Source organism: Rossellomorea arthrocnemi (assembly GCF_904424705.1).
Lineage (GTDB): Bacteria > Bacillota > Bacilli > Bacillales > Bacillaceae_B > Rossellomorea > Rossellomorea arthrocnemi.
In genome coordinates this window covers 308,650-327,572 of sequence record NZ_CAJGBF010000003.1, presented here as the reverse complement: position 1 = coordinate 327,572, position 18,923 = coordinate 308,650, and the positions used below count along the sequence as shown (strand labels likewise).

The following is an 18,923-nucleotide window of genomic DNA, read 5'->3' as shown; positions in this document are numbered from 1 at the left end:
TTCAGATGGTACAACCCGGCTCGATACTTCTCTTCTTCAGGCTCAGATCAAATACAAAGGCGGGCTGAGTACCCAACACTTCTATTCTTCCACTTTTAATATGCAAACCGGATTCTTCACTTAAGGCTATGACAGGCATGCGATTTGAGTTTATAAATTGGTCGATCAAAGGATCATTTTCAGCAACGTAATGACACCAAATGGAATAATCATTGAGAAAGGAGAATCCTTTTCTCGTCTTCAACATAACATCATTATCATCCATATGTACGCATGTTGAAATATTGCTCCCCATCACAATCGCACCTGCACTACCGCCATAGACAATTCCCCCTTCTTCTATGAAGTTGGTCAATAGAGTGTGGAAGCCGGATTGTAGAATGTGGTACATCAAGCTGAACGTATTTCCACCGCCTATATACACAGCTGAAAACCCCATAAGATCTTTTAAGGTCTTTCCCTTTAAGTCCACCCACATGGTAATGTCAGTTATCCCAAAGGGTAAAAATACACCATGTACCCACTTATAACACTCCTCGTAGGAAATATCTCCGGGATTCATAGCAACCGGGAGATATAATAATGGCTTCCCTCCGACCAATTCACTCGCAAACACCTTGTCAATACCCCGCGTCTGCTCCTTATCCCCACCGCCAGAAAGATACAATGAACTCAATTTATCCCCCCTCTATTTGAGGGACGGACCTCCAATATCTCATCCCTGATTATGTTAATTATAGCAATAAATAGGGTTCTATCGATTATTTATTTTGAATTTGGAGGTCCGTCCCTCTCTTTTCTATTTATGAGAAGTAACGTTTATTCATCAAGAATATTAGGATGTAATCATGAAAATTTTCCTGAACTGACTGGTTTTCAGGTCAATCCTTATCTGAAAATAGTCCCGTATTTTCTCAATACCCTCTTCATCTATCCTGTGATACCCTTAATTTGACTGAATTTTTTGAAAAAAAGAGGAGGAATTGGATTGAAAAAGAAAAAAATTATTAGCATGGGACTATCAGTCGGAATACTTTCTGGAATGCTTGCAACCGGGAGTCTCGCTGCCCCTTCAGACTCTGCTCATTTCCAGATGAACAAAAAAGTGGGAACGCCTGAATTCGTCACTGGTGCATTATCAGCTCCAACCAATAAAAAAGCGGAGACAGTTGTTCTTTCCTTTGTTGAGCAGAATAAGTCGATATTTAAGCTTTCTGACAAAAAAGCGGACGAGCAGTTAAACGTGGTTTCTGTGGAAAAAGACAGCCTTGGAAACACAGTCGTCCGTATTCAGCAAACCTACGAAGGTGTTCCTGTCTGGGGATCCACTCAGTCAGCAGTCGTAAAGGAAAACGGAGTCCTTCAGGCATTTTCTGGAACCGTAGTGCCTGAATTGGATGAAAAAATTTCCTCATCAAAAAAGAAAATACATGCGAAGAAAGCATTAAAAATTGCTAAGGATGATCTGGGACTCCATCCAAAATTAGAAAAAGAAGCAAAGCCTGAATTAGTCATTTATACAGATGAGCATACTGCTTCCTTTGCTTACTTTATCAATCTGAATTATTTAGAACCGTCACCAGGCAACTGGAATTACTTTATAGATGCCAAAACAGGTGCAATACTAAATAAATACAATGATATGCATGATGTCAGTGGAACAAATCAAATCGGGTCAGGTAAAGGTGTATTGGGCGGCACAAGGCTTCTAAACACTACTCTTTCCAGCGGTAAGTACTATTTGCAGGATAATACGAGGGGAAAAGGGGTGTATACATACAACATGAACAACCGTACCTTTTTCCCGCAATTTTTCTTACCGGGAACACTGTGGACTGATAGCGATAATGTGTTGAACGATTCATACGATGCGCCAGCTGTTGACGCTCATCATTTCGCAGGGGTTACGTATGATTATTATAAAGAACACTTCAATCGCAATTCCTATGATAATCAAGGAGCCCGATTAGTTTCCTCTGTTCATTACAGTAATGGATATAACAATGCGTTCTGGAACGGTTCCCAGATGGTGTATGGTGATGGTGATGGCTCTACCTTTGTTCCCCTTTCAGGAGGAATTGATGTCGTGGCCCATGAACTTACTCACGCCGTGACGGACTTCTCTTCTGATCTTGTATACGAAAATGAATCAGGAGCTTTGAATGAAGCAATTTCTGATATATTCGGAACATTGGTTGAATACGAGAATGAATCGAATCCGGATTTTGAAATCGGGGAAGATATTTACACTCCCGGCATATCCGGAGATGCCCTTCGCTCTATGAGCAACCCGGAAAAATATGGGGATCCAGATCATTATTCAAAGCGTTATATTGGTACGGGAGATAATGGCGGAGTTCATACGAATAGCGGAATCATCAACAAACAAGCCTACTTGCTGAGCGAAGGAGGTACGCATTATGGTGTGAACGTTCCTGGAATCGGGCGTGAGAAGCTTGGTGATATCTATTATCGTATGAACACGGTTTACCTGACCGCCTCCTCCACATTCAGCCAGGCAAGGGCAGCTGCTCTAAAATCAGCTGCCGACTTATATGGCACCGATTCATCAGAAGTCAATGCGGTGAAGCTTTCTTTTGATGCTGTCGGTATCAATTAAAGAATTTTTGAACAAAAACATTTGTTCTTTCCAATCATAATGGTGTCAACGCCCGATTATCCTTTATTTCCCATAATAAAAGTCCTTGGTCAAATCGACCAAGGACTTTTATCATACGTAATTAATGGTTTACAACTTTCCCTAATCCGCCCGGCTTATTATGGACTGCCAGTTTGTCGATTAGCTTATTACTTTCCGAATTCAAGCCGATCAGATTGACTTTCACACCATTCTGATGATACTTAATCACAATTTTATCGATGGCACCAACTGCTGAATCATCCCAAAGATGAGCGTGTGTCAAGTCAAGTGTCACTTCTTTGATATCTTCATTAAAATCAAAGCTTTCAACAAACTCAGTGACAGAAGCGAAGAACAATTGACCTGATACTCTATACACTTTCTTATGTGATTCCTCAGATGCCATGGTCGAAATTTTCACTTTCGAAATTTTAGAAGCGAAGAATACTGCACTTAAAATGATCCCTACGAGAACACCTTTAGATAGATCATGGGTCAATAATACTGTCCCCACCGTTACGAGCATAACAAGTGTATCCGTAAAAGGCGTTTTATGGAGGTTCTTTAATGAAGACCAATCAAACGTCCCAATCGATACCATAAACATGACACCAACAAGGGCAGCCATGGGAATCTGGACCAGGAAATCATTCAAGACAAGAATTAACATCATTAAGAAAACACCTGCAACCAGAGCGGATAGTCTTCCTCTTCCTCCCGATTTCACGTTAATGACGGATTGTCCGATCATCGCACATCCAGCCATTCCTCCAAAGAATCCTGATACGATATTAGCAATCCCTTGTCCTCTTGCTTCCTTATTCTTATCACTCGTCGTATCTGTCATATCGTCAACGATAGAAGCAGTCAAGAGGGATTCAACTAATCCGACGATTGCTATTGATAAAGAATAGGGGAAAATAATTTGTAGCGTCTCGAATGTCAAAGGAATATCCGGAATTAAGAAAAGGGGTAAAGTTTGTGTTAGTTCCCCCATATCTCCAACAGTACGGACACCACTTCCTGTCAACACAGCAAAGATTGTTACTGCAATAATTGCCACTAAGGCAGAGGGAACAGCCTTTGTGAACCGTGGTAAAAGATATATGATCGCCAATGCTCCAGCAACCATAGCATACATTATCCAAGACTCACCGACAAAATGAGGCAATTGTGCGGAAAAAATCAGGATCGCCAAAGCATTCACGAATCCAACCATAACAGAACGTGGTACAAACTTCATTAACCGTCCTAATTTAAGGACACCCATGATAATCTGGATCACTCCTGTTAAAATCGTTGCCGCAAGCAGATACTGTAACCCGTGATCAGCCACAAGTGTTGTCATCAACAGAGCGGTTGCCCCTGTTGCTGCTGATATCATTCCCGGACGCCCACCTACAAACGCTATGACAACAGCAATACAGAATGATGCATATAATCCGATCATCGGATCTACACCGGCAATAATCGAAAATGCGATTGCCTCAGGAATCAATGCCATGGCAACGACGATACCTGAAAGCACATCCCCTTTGACATTTCCAAACCATTCATATTTAATTTTTTCACTTATATTCATAATGCACCTCTTCCTATTTAATTGTGACTTTCAACTCTCATGAAAGTCGGGGCCGTTGAACACAAGGCACATTATATAATGGATGAATCCATTTGTGAAATCGTAATGAAAGCGCAAACAATGTGTTTTCCCTTTCATTTTCTACTGTATTCGTCACTTTTCTGGTATCTTTCAAAAACTTGTAAAAATTGATTGAACTTCTTTAAAGGAAATTGAGGAATAAACTAGAACTAAGTACTAAACGCTTTCATGGATGGAGGAAAAATTCATGTTCAAAAACATTCTTCTAGCTGCAGACGGATCGGAACACTCCTTACGAGCTGGAGAAAAGGCAATTGCTCTCGCGAAATGCCAGCAAGGCTCAAAATTGGATATTGTATATGTTATAGATGGTAAGCATTCAAAAGAAGATATTCTGCATTATTGGGGTCTGGATGCGAGTGATAAACGCAAGCAAAAACTTCAACTGATTGAGCAAAAGACAAAACATGATGGGATCGATTATGAAATTATCTTTTTACATGGGGAACCGGGACCGACAATTGTGGAGTATGCGAATAATCATGAATTTGACCTAGTCGTCATTGGAAGCCGCGGTTTGAATACTTTTCAGGAAATGGTACTTGGAAGTGTCAGCCATAAAGTAGCCAAACGGGCAAAATGTCCCGTTATGATCGTGAAATAAAGAATGCAGGAGGGTAGTAATCAACAGATCAACACACAATGTTGATGTTTGTCAGACTATTATTGAATTTTTGTTCTGAAAAATGGAAGGATAACAATAAAAAAGAGAAGCCTATATCATAAGCCTCCCTCCTATCCTACCGCCTTATCCTCTTTTTACTGTCCATACACTTTTCCAGATCCATCTACATATACCGTTTTGATGAATGTACGATTAAACGTAACTTTGTCCTTTATTCCTTTTACATCTACCGTCACATTATACACACCTTCTCCCAACTTCGGTATGTTTGATGTTCCGTTTTCAATTCTCAGCTTACTTTTGTTTAACTTACCGTTTTTGTAATATTCAATCGTGAAGTTTTGTTGGAGTTTTAGTCTACTGTCCACTTTTTTCAAGCTGATTTCACCCTGACCAATATTCACACTTACAGTATCATTCATCCTACTCTCAAAAGAAACATTCAGAAGATATTTTTCAGAATTAGACGAGTTGGATTCCAGTGTCCATTGCCCGGGAATCGGATTTTCAATCGTAATAGTATGATGATAAGCCCCTTTAAAAAACTCACCTTCTTCTTTTTTTACAATAAAAGTAGAATGTATTTTCTGCCCAGGGTCTTTTAAAATCAAGCGAGAAGAAGAACTGCTACTCATCCAATCCAAGGTGATCGACTCTGCACCCTCTTCAACCTGAAATTTTTCTTGTGTTTTCCCACTGTATTCTCCACCTCTGATATATGAGGCTCCATCACTGTTGGAGGAGTAGCTTTGTTTTGCACTTTGAGAGAGTAAGTCAGATGAATTAACCACTGTTTCATTCAAATAATTTTCAAATAAATTAAACGTTGATGATCCCTCTTTTATAGTGAAATGATTCCAATCCCCTACCTTCAATTCATGAGCATATGGAAGTCTTGAACTATTGACTGTAACCGCTCCATCATTGCTTCCATACCCCCAAAGATATAGTCCGCCCCAATAAAGAGAACTGCCAAAGCCCCCCCATTTAGTTCCTCCAAATGTAAAGATTGGATTTATATTTACATTTGAATGTTGATCCGTTTCAGACCGAAAATAGCTCATATACCCTGTTTGCAGTGAGTAAGTGGCATCATTCTTACTACCGAGAATACCTGCCAGCCAACCGGCCCAGCTGCTGTAAGCAAGGTCGGCAAGTTGTGACCCATGATGTGGAGTGGAAAGGGTAATCACTCTTGAAACATAGGGAAATGCACCGTAATGAACGAGAGCAGACTGTGTATCGATGCCTCCTTTACTATGAGCCACGATCACTATTTTTTCTCCGTAATAGTTGTATATATCTCGTATTTTTGATGCAAGGAGAGCACCGTTATCCCACATATTCTTTGTAGGGAACAAATCGATAAAAGCAGTTTCATAACCATTTTGATAAGCGGTATCGTACATATTGTTGTCACTCCACCATGTGTTTGAAGAACTGTTTAGCCCGTGAACAAAGAGGATTGGCTGCTTTGAAGGAGCTACATTCTGAGGTGTCGTACCTATATACCATTGTCCAGGGACACCGGATGGATCATCATCTCCGAAAGAACCAGCCTGACTCCAAGACGGAAGTAATAAAAACAATACCAAAACAGTCATACTAATCTTTTTGATCATACCCTCTCTCCTTTATCAATGTACTAAACCTGTAAAGTATATAGACCGGTATAAGAAGATATGACGGTTTCAACGTAATATGTGTAGAAAGGACTAAAAGAGATAGAGTGCATTCAGTAAGATTTTATCGTCTTATAAAGAGTTCATTCTTATAAAATGGTAGAATTCATGATATATTCATTTTATAAACATTCGATATCGGCTTCCGATATCGATTTTCAATATGAAAAAGAGGTGATTAAGTGGAAGATAAAGTACTACGGAAACTTTTCCTCGGGTTCATTCAGATACACATTCTTCATCACGCCAAGGATCTACCCATTTATGGGACATGGATGCTTGAGGAGCTGAAAGAACATGGATACAGCATCAGTTCGGGTACTTTGTACCCGATTCTTCATTCGATGGAAAACGATGGATTACTGATAAAAGAAGATAGGAACGTAGATGGGAAAATTCGAAAATATTATTCAACCACTGAAAAAGGAAGTGCGGTTTTGATCGAAGCTCGAAATAAAGCAATTGAGCTTTTCAAAGAAATCAAAGACTGATAAAGAAGGTGAAAATCTTTGAAAACAACAAGAAAGATAAAAACATTAGTTGAGATCCTCCTTATTTCAACAAGATTGGGGTTTACGTCTTTTGGTGGCCCTATGGCGCATTTGGGATATTTTCATGAAGAGTATATTCGAAGGAGAAAATGGATGGATGAAAAAAGCTATGCCGACCTCGTGGCCCTCTGTCAATTCCTACCGGGACCTGCCAGCAGCCAGGTTGGGATTGGAATCGGCATTATACGGGGAGGTGTACTCGGCGGGATCGTTTCATTTTTGGGCTTTACCTTTCCTTCGGTTATTGCCTTAATTCTATTTGCCAGGATCCTTCAAGGAAGTGACATGGCAGATGCCGGATGGATACACGGATTGAAAATCGTGGCTGTTGCAGTTGTGGCTCATGCGATATTAGGTATGGCTAAAAAATTAACGCCTGATTTAAAGAGAAAAGCTGTCGCACTGTTCGCTTTGGTGATCACTCTAATATGGCAAACAGCCTTCTCACAAGCAGGGGTGATCCTTCTATCTGCTCTTATCGGCTTCCTTCTTTATAGAGATTATGCAGCAGATGATGATTCAAGGGTGGCGTTTCCCATTTCCAGAAGATTTGGGATGATTTGCTTATCAATTTTCTTTGGATTATTGATTCTTCTCCCTATATGCAGGGAATTGAGTACGTTTGAATGGATTGCTCTCTTCGATAGTTTCTATAGATCGGGGTCATTGGTATTTGGAGGTGGCCATGTAGTATTGCCTCTTCTTGAACGGGAATTTGTACCGACAGGCTGGTTAACGGAAGAACAGTTTCTAGCAGGATATGGTGCGGCACAGGCTGTACCGGGTCCCCTATTCACCTTTGCGGCTTTTATTGGAGCTGTGATAAACGGTTGGAGAGGTGGAGTACTTGCGACGGTTGCCATTTTTCTACCTGCATTACTGCTGATTATAGGGACATTGCCTTTCTGGGATTCCTTAAGACGAAACCCAAAGATTAAAGGCGCATTAATGGGGGTGAATGCAGCAGTGGTCGGAATTCTGATTGCAGCTTTTTATCACCCGATCTGGACATCATCGATTTTGGTACCCGCCGATTTTGCTTTCGCAGCGATTCTATTCAGTATGCTGGTATTCTGGAAGCTGCCTCCTTGGATTGTAGTGATTACAGGGGCACTGGGGGGTTTTTTGATGAGGATGATTTAAGTTACAGAGTATATACTTCAAATGTTGCGGAAAACCATTCGAAACCAAAACGTTTGGAGTTTTTTTATGAATGCCAAAGTGATTCTTTTCATTGCCTTTCTTTTTCCCAGGTTGAGTTTATTCTTCATTTCATCCAAAACTATAAAGCGATTCATGCCTGTCACCATTTTCACTTGCTTACTGATGACCATCATCTTTGAGATTGCCTATACTTATAAGTGGTGGGTCATTCATCAATATATCGTACCCTGGGGATATATGATCGATTTCAGCTTTGGATATAGGATCTTTACAGTAGGGACCTTTTGGATTTTCCGATTGGCATCACATAAATTCGTCTTATATACACGGTTAATATCCTCATGGATGCCTTTATGTGTTACGTGGCTCTTCCATTATTGTCACGACTTGGAATTGCGGATTATCATTCGATTTCTCCGTGGCAATACTTCCTTGTCATCTATGGTCTCTCCTTTATCATTTACGGATATCATAGATGGCAGGAAACGATATTTCACCATGATGAATAAAGAAGTGAGCCGGGCATTTCCCGGCTCACTCTTGTATTTGCTCACTATCTTAATAAAATGAAAAAAGGGTTATCTCCTTATAAAACGATAAGCTAGATAAGCAATATACAGAGGAGTTGCTATATAGATCAAATAAGGAAACTCTTCATAAGTACCCTTATAGATAACATATAATAAAGCCCCGATAAAGATCGTCACAATCGTCCCATATTTAGGTAATGGTACTTCTTTCAGACTTGGGATTCTGATCCTGCTCACCATAAGAAAGCACATGGCAGTAAAAATAACGGTTGTCACGATATTGGGAATCCATTCTCCAAATAGTGTTAATATGGCCAGGATCCCACCTGCTGCCGTTATGGGGACCCCTATAAAATAATGTATCGAAGATTTGGGCGGACTTGTGTTAAACCGTGCAAGGCGGTACGCCCCGAATAAAGGAAATAGCCCCGCTACGATAAACCCTAATAAACCGAATTGAAAAAAATAGGTATAATACACAAGGAATGATGGTGCAACCCCGAATGTCACGATATCTGCCAATGAATCTAATTCCTTCCCAAGAACGCTGTCTGCATTGAGCATTCTTGCAAGTCTCCCGTCCATACTATCGAGCATCATGCCAATAATGATTAAAACCGCTGCATTTTTAAATTGTCCACTTGCTGCAAATCCGATGGATAAGAATCCGCAATATAAATTCCCCAACGTGACCATATTGGGGATCTTTTTCGTTAATTTCATTTTTTAGTCCTCGCTCTGCCAAAGATTCTATTATTACTAGAATACCATTATATTTATACTCATAAAGATTTGCCATGAAAAAAATTAAATGAATTCTATAAAAAAGGACATTTTTAATTTACAATCCTCAAAAGAAGACATACTATAAACAAGGATGATACTAACACATTTGAGCTGAATGACATTCTTAAAATATATGGTGATGATTGCATGATTAGAAAAAAACTTAGAGAACTTAAGTGCCTTACTTTAAAGTTATTGCGTCTTAAAGATAACGCCCATAGCATCGCAATAGGCTTCACTGTTGGTCTATTGATTAATTTTGTTCCTTCCTTTGGTATCGGCCCAGTAATTTCGACAGCTTGCGCAAAGATTTTCAAAGGCAACCCATTCGCAGGACTAGTCGGTGGGGTTTCTTTAATCTGGGCGTTCCCTTTTTTCTTTTACCTGAACCTGGTCGTGGGACATCTTTTCTTTCCTTTGGATTCCACGAATGATGCGGTGGGAGTGGGATTGCAAATTGGGAAAGCCTTCTTTACAGGGATGCTCATCAATATCCCTATATTCGGTATCCTGATCTATATTATTATGAACTCTGCAGTAAAAAAATATCGTGAGACAATCCTTTTATACGTTCAAAGGAAATGGAATGTGTAAGGATTCCATTTTCCTTTGATATAGTAACGTATTTAACAGATATGGTAAAAATTCAGTATATCTCTGTAAAATGTTCCACCGCAATTAAAAGGTTGAAACTATTCCCTCTCTTATACGTATATTTAGTATAAAAATAATTTCTTCAAATAACCATTTTTCACTATTTTAACTCGCACTTTGATATAATCTAACTATTACAAGTCGAGTATTCTAGAGAAAGAGGAGATTGAAATGACTGGTACAATTGCTGTAATCATGATTTTTTCCATACCCATTCTCGGCATCATCACAGACCATTTCCAAAAGCAATCCAAGCTTAAACAGAAAATGCTAGAAGGTGAACTCGAGCTTGAAAAATTGAAGCATGAAAATTTCGTCATTGAAACGCAAAAAATGAGGCTTGAATTAGAAAAAATGAAACTCGAGGATCCTAATGAAAAAACACATACTGTATAATAAAAGCGCCACTACGGCGTTTTTATTTGGTTTTGACTCATTTAAGTTTTATAATATTTCTTTATACATGCTTTCCTTCTTATCCAACATCAATAATACCTCTTGACTTTAACGCTTAAAAGCGTTTAAGATATAAAGCGTCTTGATCATACATATGAGTAAATAAGCTACGATGGATTTGCAGTAGTGAACTCCTCCCTGTTATAGAGAGCTGGTGTTGCTGGAAGCTGGCACATAGGTGGTTCATGAATTACGTTTCCGGAGCTTCCTGTTCTTCATTGAAACAGGACGGTTTTGTCCGTTATCTAATTAAGTGGTAAGCTCACAAAGCTTACAATGAGGGTGGTACCGCGAATCTCTTTCGTCCCTGCTGAATTTTTTCAGCAGGGACTTTTTGTATGATGGTACTTTCGTACATAAAAGCGTTTAAGCGCTAAACAAAACAATAATGAGGAGAATTAATTATGAATCAATCTATACCAAATCATTTACGTCCATTTGTTGCAAGCCAGCATTACCATGCCTACACTCCGATCGACCATGCAGTGTGGCGGTATGTTATGCGACAGAATCATCACTTTCTTGAAGAGACAGCTCATGAAGCTTTTACGCAAGGATTAAACTCTTCCGGTATCAATATACAGGAAATTCCTAGAGTAAGTGAAATGAACAAACATTTAGCCGAAATTGGCTGGGGAGCAGCGATTGTCGATGGTTTAATTCCCGGAACAGCCTTCTTTGATTTCCAGGCACATGGCATTTTGCCTATTGCTACAGACATTCGTCAGAAATCCAATATCGAATATACACCTGCCCCCGACATCCTCCATGAGGCAGTTGGTCACGCCCCCATTCTGTTTGATGAAACATATTCAACTTTTGTTAAAATGATTGGAAATATCGGGGCTAATGCTTTTGCAACCGAAGAGGAACATGAAGTGTTCGAAGCAACCAGACATTTATCGATTGTAATGGAAGATCCCAGTTCGACTGACGAAGAGATCATTAAGTCAAAACAGGTGCTGAAAGAAAAGCAACAATTGGTAACCGGGCTTTCTGAAGCAGAACAGGTTTCCCGAATCTTTTGGTGGACCGTCGAATTCGGTTTGATCGGTGAGCTAGATCAACCAAGAATTTTCGGTGCAGGCTTTCTTTCATCAGTCGGTGAGAGCAAGCACTGTTTAACCAATGAAGTAACCAAGCAGGAATTCTCCATCGAAGCTGCCATTCAAACAAGCTATGATGTCACATCTTTGCAAACTCAGTTATTCGTGTGTGAAAGCTTTGAACAACTTATCAATGATGTTGAGAAGTTCGGAGAAACATTAGCTTTTCGCAAGGGTGGAACGGACGGAATCGAGAAAGCCATTCGATCCAATCAAATTGCTCATATCGAATACAGTTCGGGCTTACAGATCACAGGGGTCTTCAAAGAATTGATTCGAGATGAACATGGTGATGCAATCTATATAAAGACATCCGGACCAACTGCACTTTCGATCCAAAATGAGCAACTGGTCCATCATGGAACGGATCGTCATGAAGATGGATTCGGTGCTCCTATCGGTGTACTCCATGGCGGGACCACACTTGAACATAGTACCGAAGCTGATTTGAAGAAAATTGGCATCGAATTGAATAAGCTGATGCAGATCACCTTTGAAAGCGGCATTGAAGTCTCGGGACATGTGACGGACCTCGTCTTTCACCATCAACAAGTCATTCTCCTATCCATTGATGAATGCCTGGTAACGTTCAGAGATCAGATATTATTCCATCCATCATGGGGAACCTATGACTTAGCCATCGGTTCTGAAATCGTTTCTGCCCGTCCTCATCCTGCTGATTACGATGCTTTCTTTGGGTTAACGGCCTGCATGGAAGAAGAGTACGTTGTACCTGAAGCATTAACACCATTGGAAAATCTGTTTGCAGAAGTAAGGGGACTAAGGGATATGGCTTTCTCTATTGATCTCATTCCCAGTATTGTTGGCAAACTGAAGAATGATTTTCCTGAAGAGTGGCTACTAAGACTTGAAGTCCTGGAACTTCTGGAAGAACATGAGCCCGAATCTATATTAAAAGATGAACTCCTTCTGGATTTATACGAGTTACGTAAGCAGGATCGCTTTAAACGACTGATTCAAAATGGTCTTGATATCATTTTCAGCAGGAACGGTGTCAGTGTATGAAGTCATTAAGTGAATCTGCCATATCCTTTAAATTGAATCAAGTTTTAACGGATGTTGATTTCTACCTTGAAGAAAACGATGATTGGATTTTGATATGAATTGATCAGAAGGGGCAGTCACCTGTGGGGGCTGACCCATCTCTATCATTCATTTCAAATATTCCTTCTCCAGTGCTGGATTAAGATATCTTGCCATCCCGGTCTTTACATTTTTCATGCCGTGTTTTCTATAAAATGGTTCATTCCCCGTAGTCGAGATCAGTAATATACACGATATATCTTTTAGTTGTTCTAATAAATCTTTCATAATTATACTGGCAATTCCGTTGCGCTGATAATCCAAGTGGACGACTACATCATATATCGATGCATTGAAAACACCATCCGTCAGTGCTCTACCCACTCCAATAATACGCCCATCAAAAACAGCCAAGGATACGACATCACTTCTGTAAAATATTTTGGATATCACATCATTTGTATGCTGAAACCACCCTACTGAATGATAAACTTCTTTGATTTCATCCAGTTTATCGGGTTCAAATCGGTTCAGGATTCTAACGTTCACCGTCCATTTCCTCCTTACTCTTTGTTAAGAATAACGTATTTCATTTTTATAAATTCATAGCTGCTTCCATTCGTTTGTTGAATGAATGTACCAACGGATTTGACCCCCACCTTCTAATACACTTTCATATTCCAATCCAGCTTACATAACTTCTGCCCATTCCCTCTTCCAGTGACATTCTGTTTCATTCCCAGTCCGATATCAACAGTTCCGTCCTTCACTAATTGAAAGGATTAAGAACCAACCATCTCCTTATCTGAAAAACTGAAAATGTCGAGTTTCCTCGCCGATTTACATCTAAGAATTCTGCTAAGTCTTCTAATCCGCTATCATATCATAAAAGGCATATTCTCCATCGTATTTCCATGTATCTGCTGTGTGTTCAGTCTGTTCCTGGATCATAATTTGAAATATATTACTCATTTTCTCCTTCTGATTGTACATCACTTTTTCTCATTCAATTTGATCCATATTATAACTACAATTTATATTTTTGTCTCCTCGTGATTAATCAAAGTTCCCCATTTCTGACCGGAGCATATCTTTCTCATGATTCCCACCTGGTCAAAGTTAAAGATGTGTACAGGCAAGTTATAATCACGTGCTAATAGGAGAGCAGACTGATCCATGACTTTGATATTGTTCAACACTACGTCATCATAATTTAACGTTTGGTACATTTTCGCCTCTTTATCCCGTTTAGGGTCAGATGTGAACACACCGTTGATTCCTTGTTTCGCTACAAGGATTGCATCACTATTCGTTTCAATTGCTCGTTGAACACTCGGATAATCCGTCGTGACGAAAGGCTGCCCGTTTCCCCCGCCAAAAATGACTAAGTATCCCTTGTCCAGATGGTGGACTGCCCTAAGGCGTATATACGGTTCAGCTACTGTTGGGACAGGGATCGATGTCATGACTCTGACTTCTTTATCTGTTTTACTTTTCAACACGCCTCTCAACATCAAACTGTTGATTATCGTTCCAAGCGTTCCTATACTATCGGCTTCCACCCGTTCGATTCCCCAGGTATCTGCTAAACTTCCACGAAAAATATTCCCTCCTCCTACAACTAACGACACTTCGATACCCAGATCCACAATGGACATGATCTCGTTTGCAATATGCTCAAGCTCAGCTGTTCCAAAACTATTCCCACCGTTATCAGCCAAGGCGCCACCGCTTAACTTAATCAATACTCTTTTATATCCCATTTTCATTCCCCCATGATATAAAAAAAGCTAAAAAGTAAATGATATACCTTTTAGCTCTTGTATAGGGAAGAAGAAATACTTCTGTAATTCCGATAAATAATGTTCATTTCTTCTCCCCCATTCTTTGTATTCAGAATTTTCCTTCTGTTAGTTTAAAGAAAATACAGGAAATGGTCAAGGTGAAAATGAGTATCTAACACCTTTTTCCCCTGCTACAGAAGAAATCACCCTTTTATTCTGTTACATCATCTCGTCTTCCAATTGCCTTATCACATCTTTTACTTTAAGTACTCCCATGTTACCCTCCTTCCTTTTTCTAAGTGATACCGATTGTTGCTGGATTTCTTTATCCCCTACAATCATCATATATGGAACTTTCTGCATCTCGGCTTCTCGGATTTTCAATCCTATTTTCTCAACGCGATCGTCTATTTCCACCCTAAAGCCTTCCCTTTCTAATTGGGACTTAACTTCTTGAGCGTATAGGATATGTGCTTCTGAAATTGGAAGGATCTTTACCTGATGAGGAGCTAACCAAAGTGGGAAATCTCCTCCAAAATGTTCAATGATAATGGCCATAAACCGTTCAATTGATCCATAAATAGCACGATGAATCATAATCGGTCTCTCTACTTGATTTTCTTCTCCTATATATTCACAATTGAATTTTTCAGGCATTTGAAAATCAAGTTGTACCGTTCCACACTGCCAGCTTCTCCCCAGGCAATCGAGAATATGAAAGTCGATCTTCGGTCCGTAAAAGGCTCCATCCCCAGGGTTAATATGATAATCGACGCTCCTTTCTTGCAATACTCCCTCAAGATCTCCTTCAGCTTGATTCCAAAGGTCAATAGATCCCATACAGTCTTCTGGGCGAGTTGATAGTTCTACTTTGTATTGAAAACCGAATTTTCCATAGAAACGATCAATAAGATCGAGTACTTTGTGCAACTCTGCACGTATTTGATTTTCCCTAACGAATAGATGTGCATCATCTTGAGTGAAAGAGCGGACTCTCAATAATCCGCTTAAAGAGCCTGATAGCTCATGACGATGTACCAATCCAAGCTCCCCATACCTAAGTGGTAATTCACGATAGCTTCGTCTCTTGCTTTTATAAATCAGGACGGCTCCCGGACAACTCATGGGCTTGATGGCATATTTCTGATCATCCACTTCTGAAAAATACATGTTTTCATGATAATGATCCCAATGACCGGACTTCTCCCACAGCTCCTGTTTCATCATGATTGGTGTTCTGATTTCAAGATACCCTGCCTTCATGTGCTCCTTCTTCCAAAAATCCTCCAGCTCATTCCGTAACAACATCCCTTTCGGTAAATAAAAAGGCATGCCTGGAGCCTCCTCCATGGAGATGAATAACTCAAGCTCCTGACCTAATTTCCTGTGATTTCTCTTTTCTACATCTGATTGAATGGACATTTCTGTTCCTCCTTTATGATTTTCACATATAAAAAACCGCACTCATCCCTAACCAAGGGACGAATGCGGTCGTGGTACCACCCTAATTCCGAAGTGCTAAAAGTTCTTAGATCTTCGCTCAAGTAAGATAACGGTTTTCCCGATTATGGATACTGTCATTTCACCATAATAGCTCCGAGGTGGTAAACCATTTCCTTTCTACAGGGCTTGCAGCCTGATGGCCCTGTTCTCTGGTAAGAAAGCCTAAATGATTCATGTCCTCTTCTTCGCGCTCTATTTAATATAATTAAAAAAACCGCACTCATCCCTAACCAAGGGACGAGTACGGTCGTGGTTCCACCCTAATTTCGAAGTGTAAAAATTAAACTCTTCGCTTAAGTAAGATAACGGTTTTCCCGATTATGGATACTGTACTTCTCCATAATAGCTCCGAGGTGGTAAAACATACATTTCTCTTAAGGGTTCTCAGCCAGTGACCCTGTTCTCTGATTAAGAGAATATTGAATGAATCATGTCCTCTTCTTTGCTTTCGTATAGTATATTCAAGTTCTGATAAAAGTGTTATTGAAATTATATGGGAGTATTTTCTAACTGTCAAGAGTCACTTTAAACATAAACAACTAAAATAATGCCGACAAGAATAAGACGATAAATGGCAAATGGAATTAACTTGACTCTATTGATTGCCTTTAAGAAAAAGTGGATTGACAAATAAGCAAACAGGAATGCACTGATAAACCCGACTGCTAAAAAAGGCATGAACTCAGTATTGAAATACATCCAATTTTTCAAGAGGGACAGCCCACTTGCTCCCAGCATAATCGGTACAGCCATGATGAAGGTAAAATCTGATGCTGCGCGATAGCTTAAGCCAAGTAATACACCACCGGAAATCGTAGAACCCGACCGTGAGAAACCGGGCCATAATGAGAAACATTGAATGAGACCAATCATCAACGCTTTCTTATGGGTGATTTCATCAACGTTTTCCACGGTTTTCACTTTTGGACGTAACAGATCTGCAGTGATCATTAGAATTGCGCCGATAACCAGGCCGGCAAGAACCGTGTTTAGTGAAAAGAGATGCTCATCGATATAATCCTCAAATATTAACCCAAGGATTACTGCTGGGAGCAACCCAACCAATATATGTGTTATTTTTAATTTTGATGCTCTCTTTTCACTATAGGAATTCATCCCTAATAAATCCTTAAATCTGTCACGAAATACTATGACTACCGCGAAAATGGATCCTAGTTGTATGACTACTTTAAATGTATTTGCTGGATACTGTCCCAACACTTCTTTTGATTTGATCCATAGATCGTCCACTACAATCATATGGCCAGTAGAGGATACTGGAGCAAACTCCGTCAACCCTTCTACCATCCCGAGAATAAATGCTTTAATCAGTATTACACATTCCATGGATCGTTTACTCCTCTAATAAAGATGATATTATGTTTTGTACTGCTACGGGAAAGGGTCCTCATTGTGAAAAAATGGTCCCATCTCATAACAATTCTAGAATATAGTACTACAAGTCAATGCAGGCGACAATAAGAACTTTTTCACTATAAACTTTCCTTCTGAGTGGGTTTAAAATAGGGTCGCATTCTGCTTCTGGAAATTTCCACGTATAAAAAAGCACAGAAACAGGAGATTTCCATATTCTGCGCTTATAAATCGATCAACTATATCCTACTTTTTTCTAGAGGTGTTAATGGATATCTTTCTTCTTGAACCTTCCTCCTCTTACCTCTGCAATATCCGCTATAGCGAGAAAAGCGGAAGGATCATGCTCGGCGACGATGTCCTTTAACTTTGCCTCCTCAAGACGTGTGATGACACAGAATATTACTTTTTTATCATCTCCTGAAAAGGCACCTTCTCCCTTCAAATAGGTGACCCCCCTTCCTAACCGGTGCAGGAGGGCATCCCCAATTTCTGAGTAGTTTTCACTGATGATCCAAACAGATTTTGATTCATCTAACCCTTTTATCGTAATATCAATGATTTTAAATGCTACATAATAAGCAAGTAGAGAATACATGGCTCTATCCCAGCTAAAGACAAAGCCTGCACTGGCTAAAATAAAGAGATTTACAAACATGATGATTTCGCCGACAGAGAATGGTAGTCTTTTACTCGATAAGATCGCGAGGATTTCAGTACCGTCAAGTGATCCACCGTAACGAATAACCATCCCTACCCCTATTCCAAGAACAATTCCACCAAATAATGACGCTAAAAGAATATCTTGTGTAAAGGCTGCAACAGGATGTAAAAAAGTTGTAGAAATCGATAGAATGATAATGCCATAAAGCGTAGAGAAAGCGAAGGTTTTCCCGATTTGTTTATATCCTATGAAGAAAAAGGGGATATTCAGGATGAAGATAAAAAGTCCAAGCTTAATACCCGTAATGTGAGAAAGCATGATTGAAACACCGACGATCCCTCCATCGATTACCTGGTTGGGAACAAGGAATATTTCAAGACCGACAGCCATGATTACAGCTCCTGCCGTAATCAGGATTGCCCGCTTCACCACTTCTTTCAGGGGAATCTTCTTATGCATGATCTTTACTTGCTGAGGTTCATATATGATCTGACCTTCCATCTTCCTTCCTCCTCATTTAAGATACTGTACTCATCAGCAGCTGAAGACGGAAATATCCACAGTCCACCATACCACACCACCCATTACATTCTCCTAACCAACCTCACAAATATGGCTTGTATACTGAATATATTCTACTCTCCCAGCTAAAATACCTTCAAATAGCGAGGGACGGACCTTCAACTTTCCTTTTTC

General features: G+C 39.9%; 17 protein-coding genes and 3 other annotated features. Of the genes, 8 read left to right on the top strand and 9 right to left on the bottom strand.

From position 1 onward, the window contains the following. Position 1 precedes the first annotated feature (1 nt). Positions 2 to 676 (bottom strand): Type 1 glutamine amidotransferase-like domain-containing protein, encoded by a 675-nt coding sequence (locus tag BAA9072_RS07130; RefSeq protein WP_201713981.1) that lies wholly within the window; start codon positions 674 to 676, stop codon positions 2 to 4. Positions 677 to 1,012: 336 nt separating this feature from the next. Here BAA9072_RS07130 and BAA9072_RS07125 point away from each other — a divergent pair, with 336 nt between their 5' ends. Next, positions 1,013 to 2,620: a M4 family metallopeptidase gene (locus BAA9072_RS07125; protein WP_408015216.1), complete on the top strand. Its 1,608-nt coding sequence runs from the start codon at positions 1,013 to 1,015 to the stop codon at positions 2,618 to 2,620. Positions 2,621 to 2,741: 121 nt separating this feature from the next. On the opposite strand, the gene BAA9072_RS07120 is transcribed toward BAA9072_RS07125, so the two are convergent. Continuing rightward, positions 2,742 to 4,223: a SulP family inorganic anion transporter gene (locus tag BAA9072_RS07120; RefSeq protein ID WP_201713979.1), complete on the bottom strand. Its 1,482-nt coding sequence runs from the start codon at positions 4,221 to 4,223 to the stop codon at positions 2,742 to 2,744. 268 nt (positions 4,224 to 4,491) lie between these two features. Here BAA9072_RS07120 and BAA9072_RS07115 point away from each other — a divergent pair, with 268 nt between their 5' ends. Then, a complete protein-coding gene (locus tag BAA9072_RS07115; RefSeq protein WP_201713978.1) occupies positions 4,492 to 4,908 on the top strand; it encodes a universal stress protein in 417 nt (138 codons plus the stop codon). A gap of 155 nt (positions 4,909 to 5,063) precedes the next feature. Here BAA9072_RS07115 and BAA9072_RS07110 read toward each other — a convergent pair whose 3' ends face one another. Continuing rightward, positions 5,064 to 6,551, bottom strand: a complete 1,488-nt coding sequence (locus BAA9072_RS07110) for an esterase/lipase family protein (RefSeq protein ID WP_201713977.1) — start codon at positions 6,549 to 6,551, stop codon at positions 5,064 to 5,066. A gap of 242 nt (positions 6,552 to 6,793) precedes the next feature. Here BAA9072_RS07110 and BAA9072_RS07105 point away from each other — a divergent pair, with 242 nt between their 5' ends. The 3 genes from BAA9072_RS07105 to BAA9072_RS07095 all read left to right on the top strand — a co-directional run bounded on the left by BAA9072_RS07105 (position 6,794) and on the right by BAA9072_RS07095 (position 8,896). Further along, on the top strand, positions 6,794 to 7,102 hold the full coding sequence (locus BAA9072_RS07105) for a PadR family transcriptional regulator (protein WP_201713976.1): 309 nt from the start codon (positions 6,794 to 6,796) through the stop codon (positions 7,100 to 7,102). A 36-nt stretch (positions 7,103 to 7,138) separates the two neighbouring features. Continuing rightward, positions 7,139 to 8,305, top strand: a complete 1,167-nt coding sequence (locus BAA9072_RS07100; protein ID WP_408015215.1) for a chromate transporter — start codon at positions 7,139 to 7,141, stop codon at positions 8,303 to 8,305. 66 nt (positions 8,306 to 8,371) lie between these two features. Continuing rightward, positions 8,372 to 8,896 (top strand): hypothetical protein, encoded by a 525-nt coding sequence (locus BAA9072_RS07095; protein WP_201713974.1) that lies wholly within the window; start codon positions 8,372 to 8,374, stop codon positions 8,894 to 8,896. 8 nt (positions 8,897 to 8,904) lie between these two features. Here BAA9072_RS07095 and pssA read toward each other — a convergent pair whose 3' ends face one another. Beyond that, positions 8,905 to 9,579: a CDP-diacylglycerol--serine O-phosphatidyltransferase gene (gene pssA / locus BAA9072_RS07090; protein WP_201713973.1), complete on the bottom strand. Its 675-nt coding sequence runs from the start codon at positions 9,577 to 9,579 to the stop codon at positions 8,905 to 8,907. Between the two features lie 210 nt (positions 9,580 to 9,789). Here pssA and BAA9072_RS07085 point away from each other — a divergent pair, with 210 nt between their 5' ends. The 3 genes from BAA9072_RS07085 (at position 9,790) to BAA9072_RS07075 (ending at position 12,884) form a co-directional block, all read left to right on the top strand. Further along, complete coding sequence (locus tag BAA9072_RS07085; RefSeq protein WP_201713972.1) at positions 9,790 to 10,236, top strand: DUF2062 domain-containing protein; 447 nt, start codon at positions 9,790 to 9,792, stop codon at positions 10,234 to 10,236. Positions 10,237 to 10,467: 231 nt separating this feature from the next. Next, positions 10,468 to 10,692, top strand: a complete 225-nt coding sequence (locus tag BAA9072_RS07080; protein WP_201713971.1) for a hypothetical protein — start codon at positions 10,468 to 10,470, stop codon at positions 10,690 to 10,692. Between the two features lie 160 nt (positions 10,693 to 10,852). Beyond that, positions 10,853 to 11,064 (top strand) — a binding site (T-box leader). A gap of 92 nt (positions 11,065 to 11,156) precedes the next feature. Continuing rightward, a complete protein-coding gene (locus tag BAA9072_RS07075; protein WP_201713970.1) occupies positions 11,157 to 12,884 on the top strand; it encodes an aromatic amino acid hydroxylase in 1,728 nt (575 codons plus the stop codon). A 147-nt stretch (positions 12,885 to 13,031) separates the two neighbouring features. Here the strand turns inward: BAA9072_RS07075 and BAA9072_RS07070 are convergent, their stop codons facing one another. The 5 genes from BAA9072_RS07070 to BAA9072_RS07045 all read right to left on the bottom strand — a co-directional run bounded on the left by BAA9072_RS07070 (position 13,032) and on the right by BAA9072_RS07045 (position 18,686). Further along, entirely contained in the window at positions 13,032 to 13,451 is a 420-nt protein-coding gene (locus BAA9072_RS07070) for a GNAT family N-acetyltransferase (protein WP_201713969.1), read from the bottom strand. 485 nt (positions 13,452 to 13,936) lie between these two features. Then, positions 13,937 to 14,665: a UMP kinase gene (pyrH, locus tag BAA9072_RS07060; protein ID WP_408015210.1), complete on the bottom strand. Its 729-nt coding sequence runs from the start codon at positions 14,663 to 14,665 to the stop codon at positions 13,937 to 13,939. 240 nt (positions 14,666 to 14,905) lie between these two features. After that, positions 14,906 to 16,108, bottom strand: a complete 1,203-nt coding sequence (thrS, locus tag BAA9072_RS07055) for a threonine--tRNA ligase (protein ID WP_201713967.1) — start codon at positions 16,106 to 16,108, stop codon at positions 14,906 to 14,908. A gap of 52 nt (positions 16,109 to 16,160) precedes the next feature. Then, positions 16,161 to 16,384: a binding site (T-box leader), on the bottom strand. A 35-nt stretch (positions 16,385 to 16,419) separates the two neighbouring features. Further along, positions 16,420 to 16,641: a binding site (T-box leader), on the bottom strand. A gap of 73 nt (positions 16,642 to 16,714) precedes the next feature. Further along, positions 16,715 to 17,536, bottom strand: coding sequence for an undecaprenyl-diphosphate phosphatase (locus BAA9072_RS07050; protein WP_201713966.1), 822 nt, complete (start codon positions 17,534 to 17,536; stop codon positions 16,715 to 16,717). A 292-nt stretch (positions 17,537 to 17,828) separates the two neighbouring features. Beyond that, positions 17,829 to 18,686, bottom strand: a complete 858-nt coding sequence (locus tag BAA9072_RS07045; protein WP_408015214.1) for a YitT family protein — start codon at positions 18,684 to 18,686, stop codon at positions 17,829 to 17,831. Positions 18,687 to 18,923: the final 237 nt, after the last annotated feature.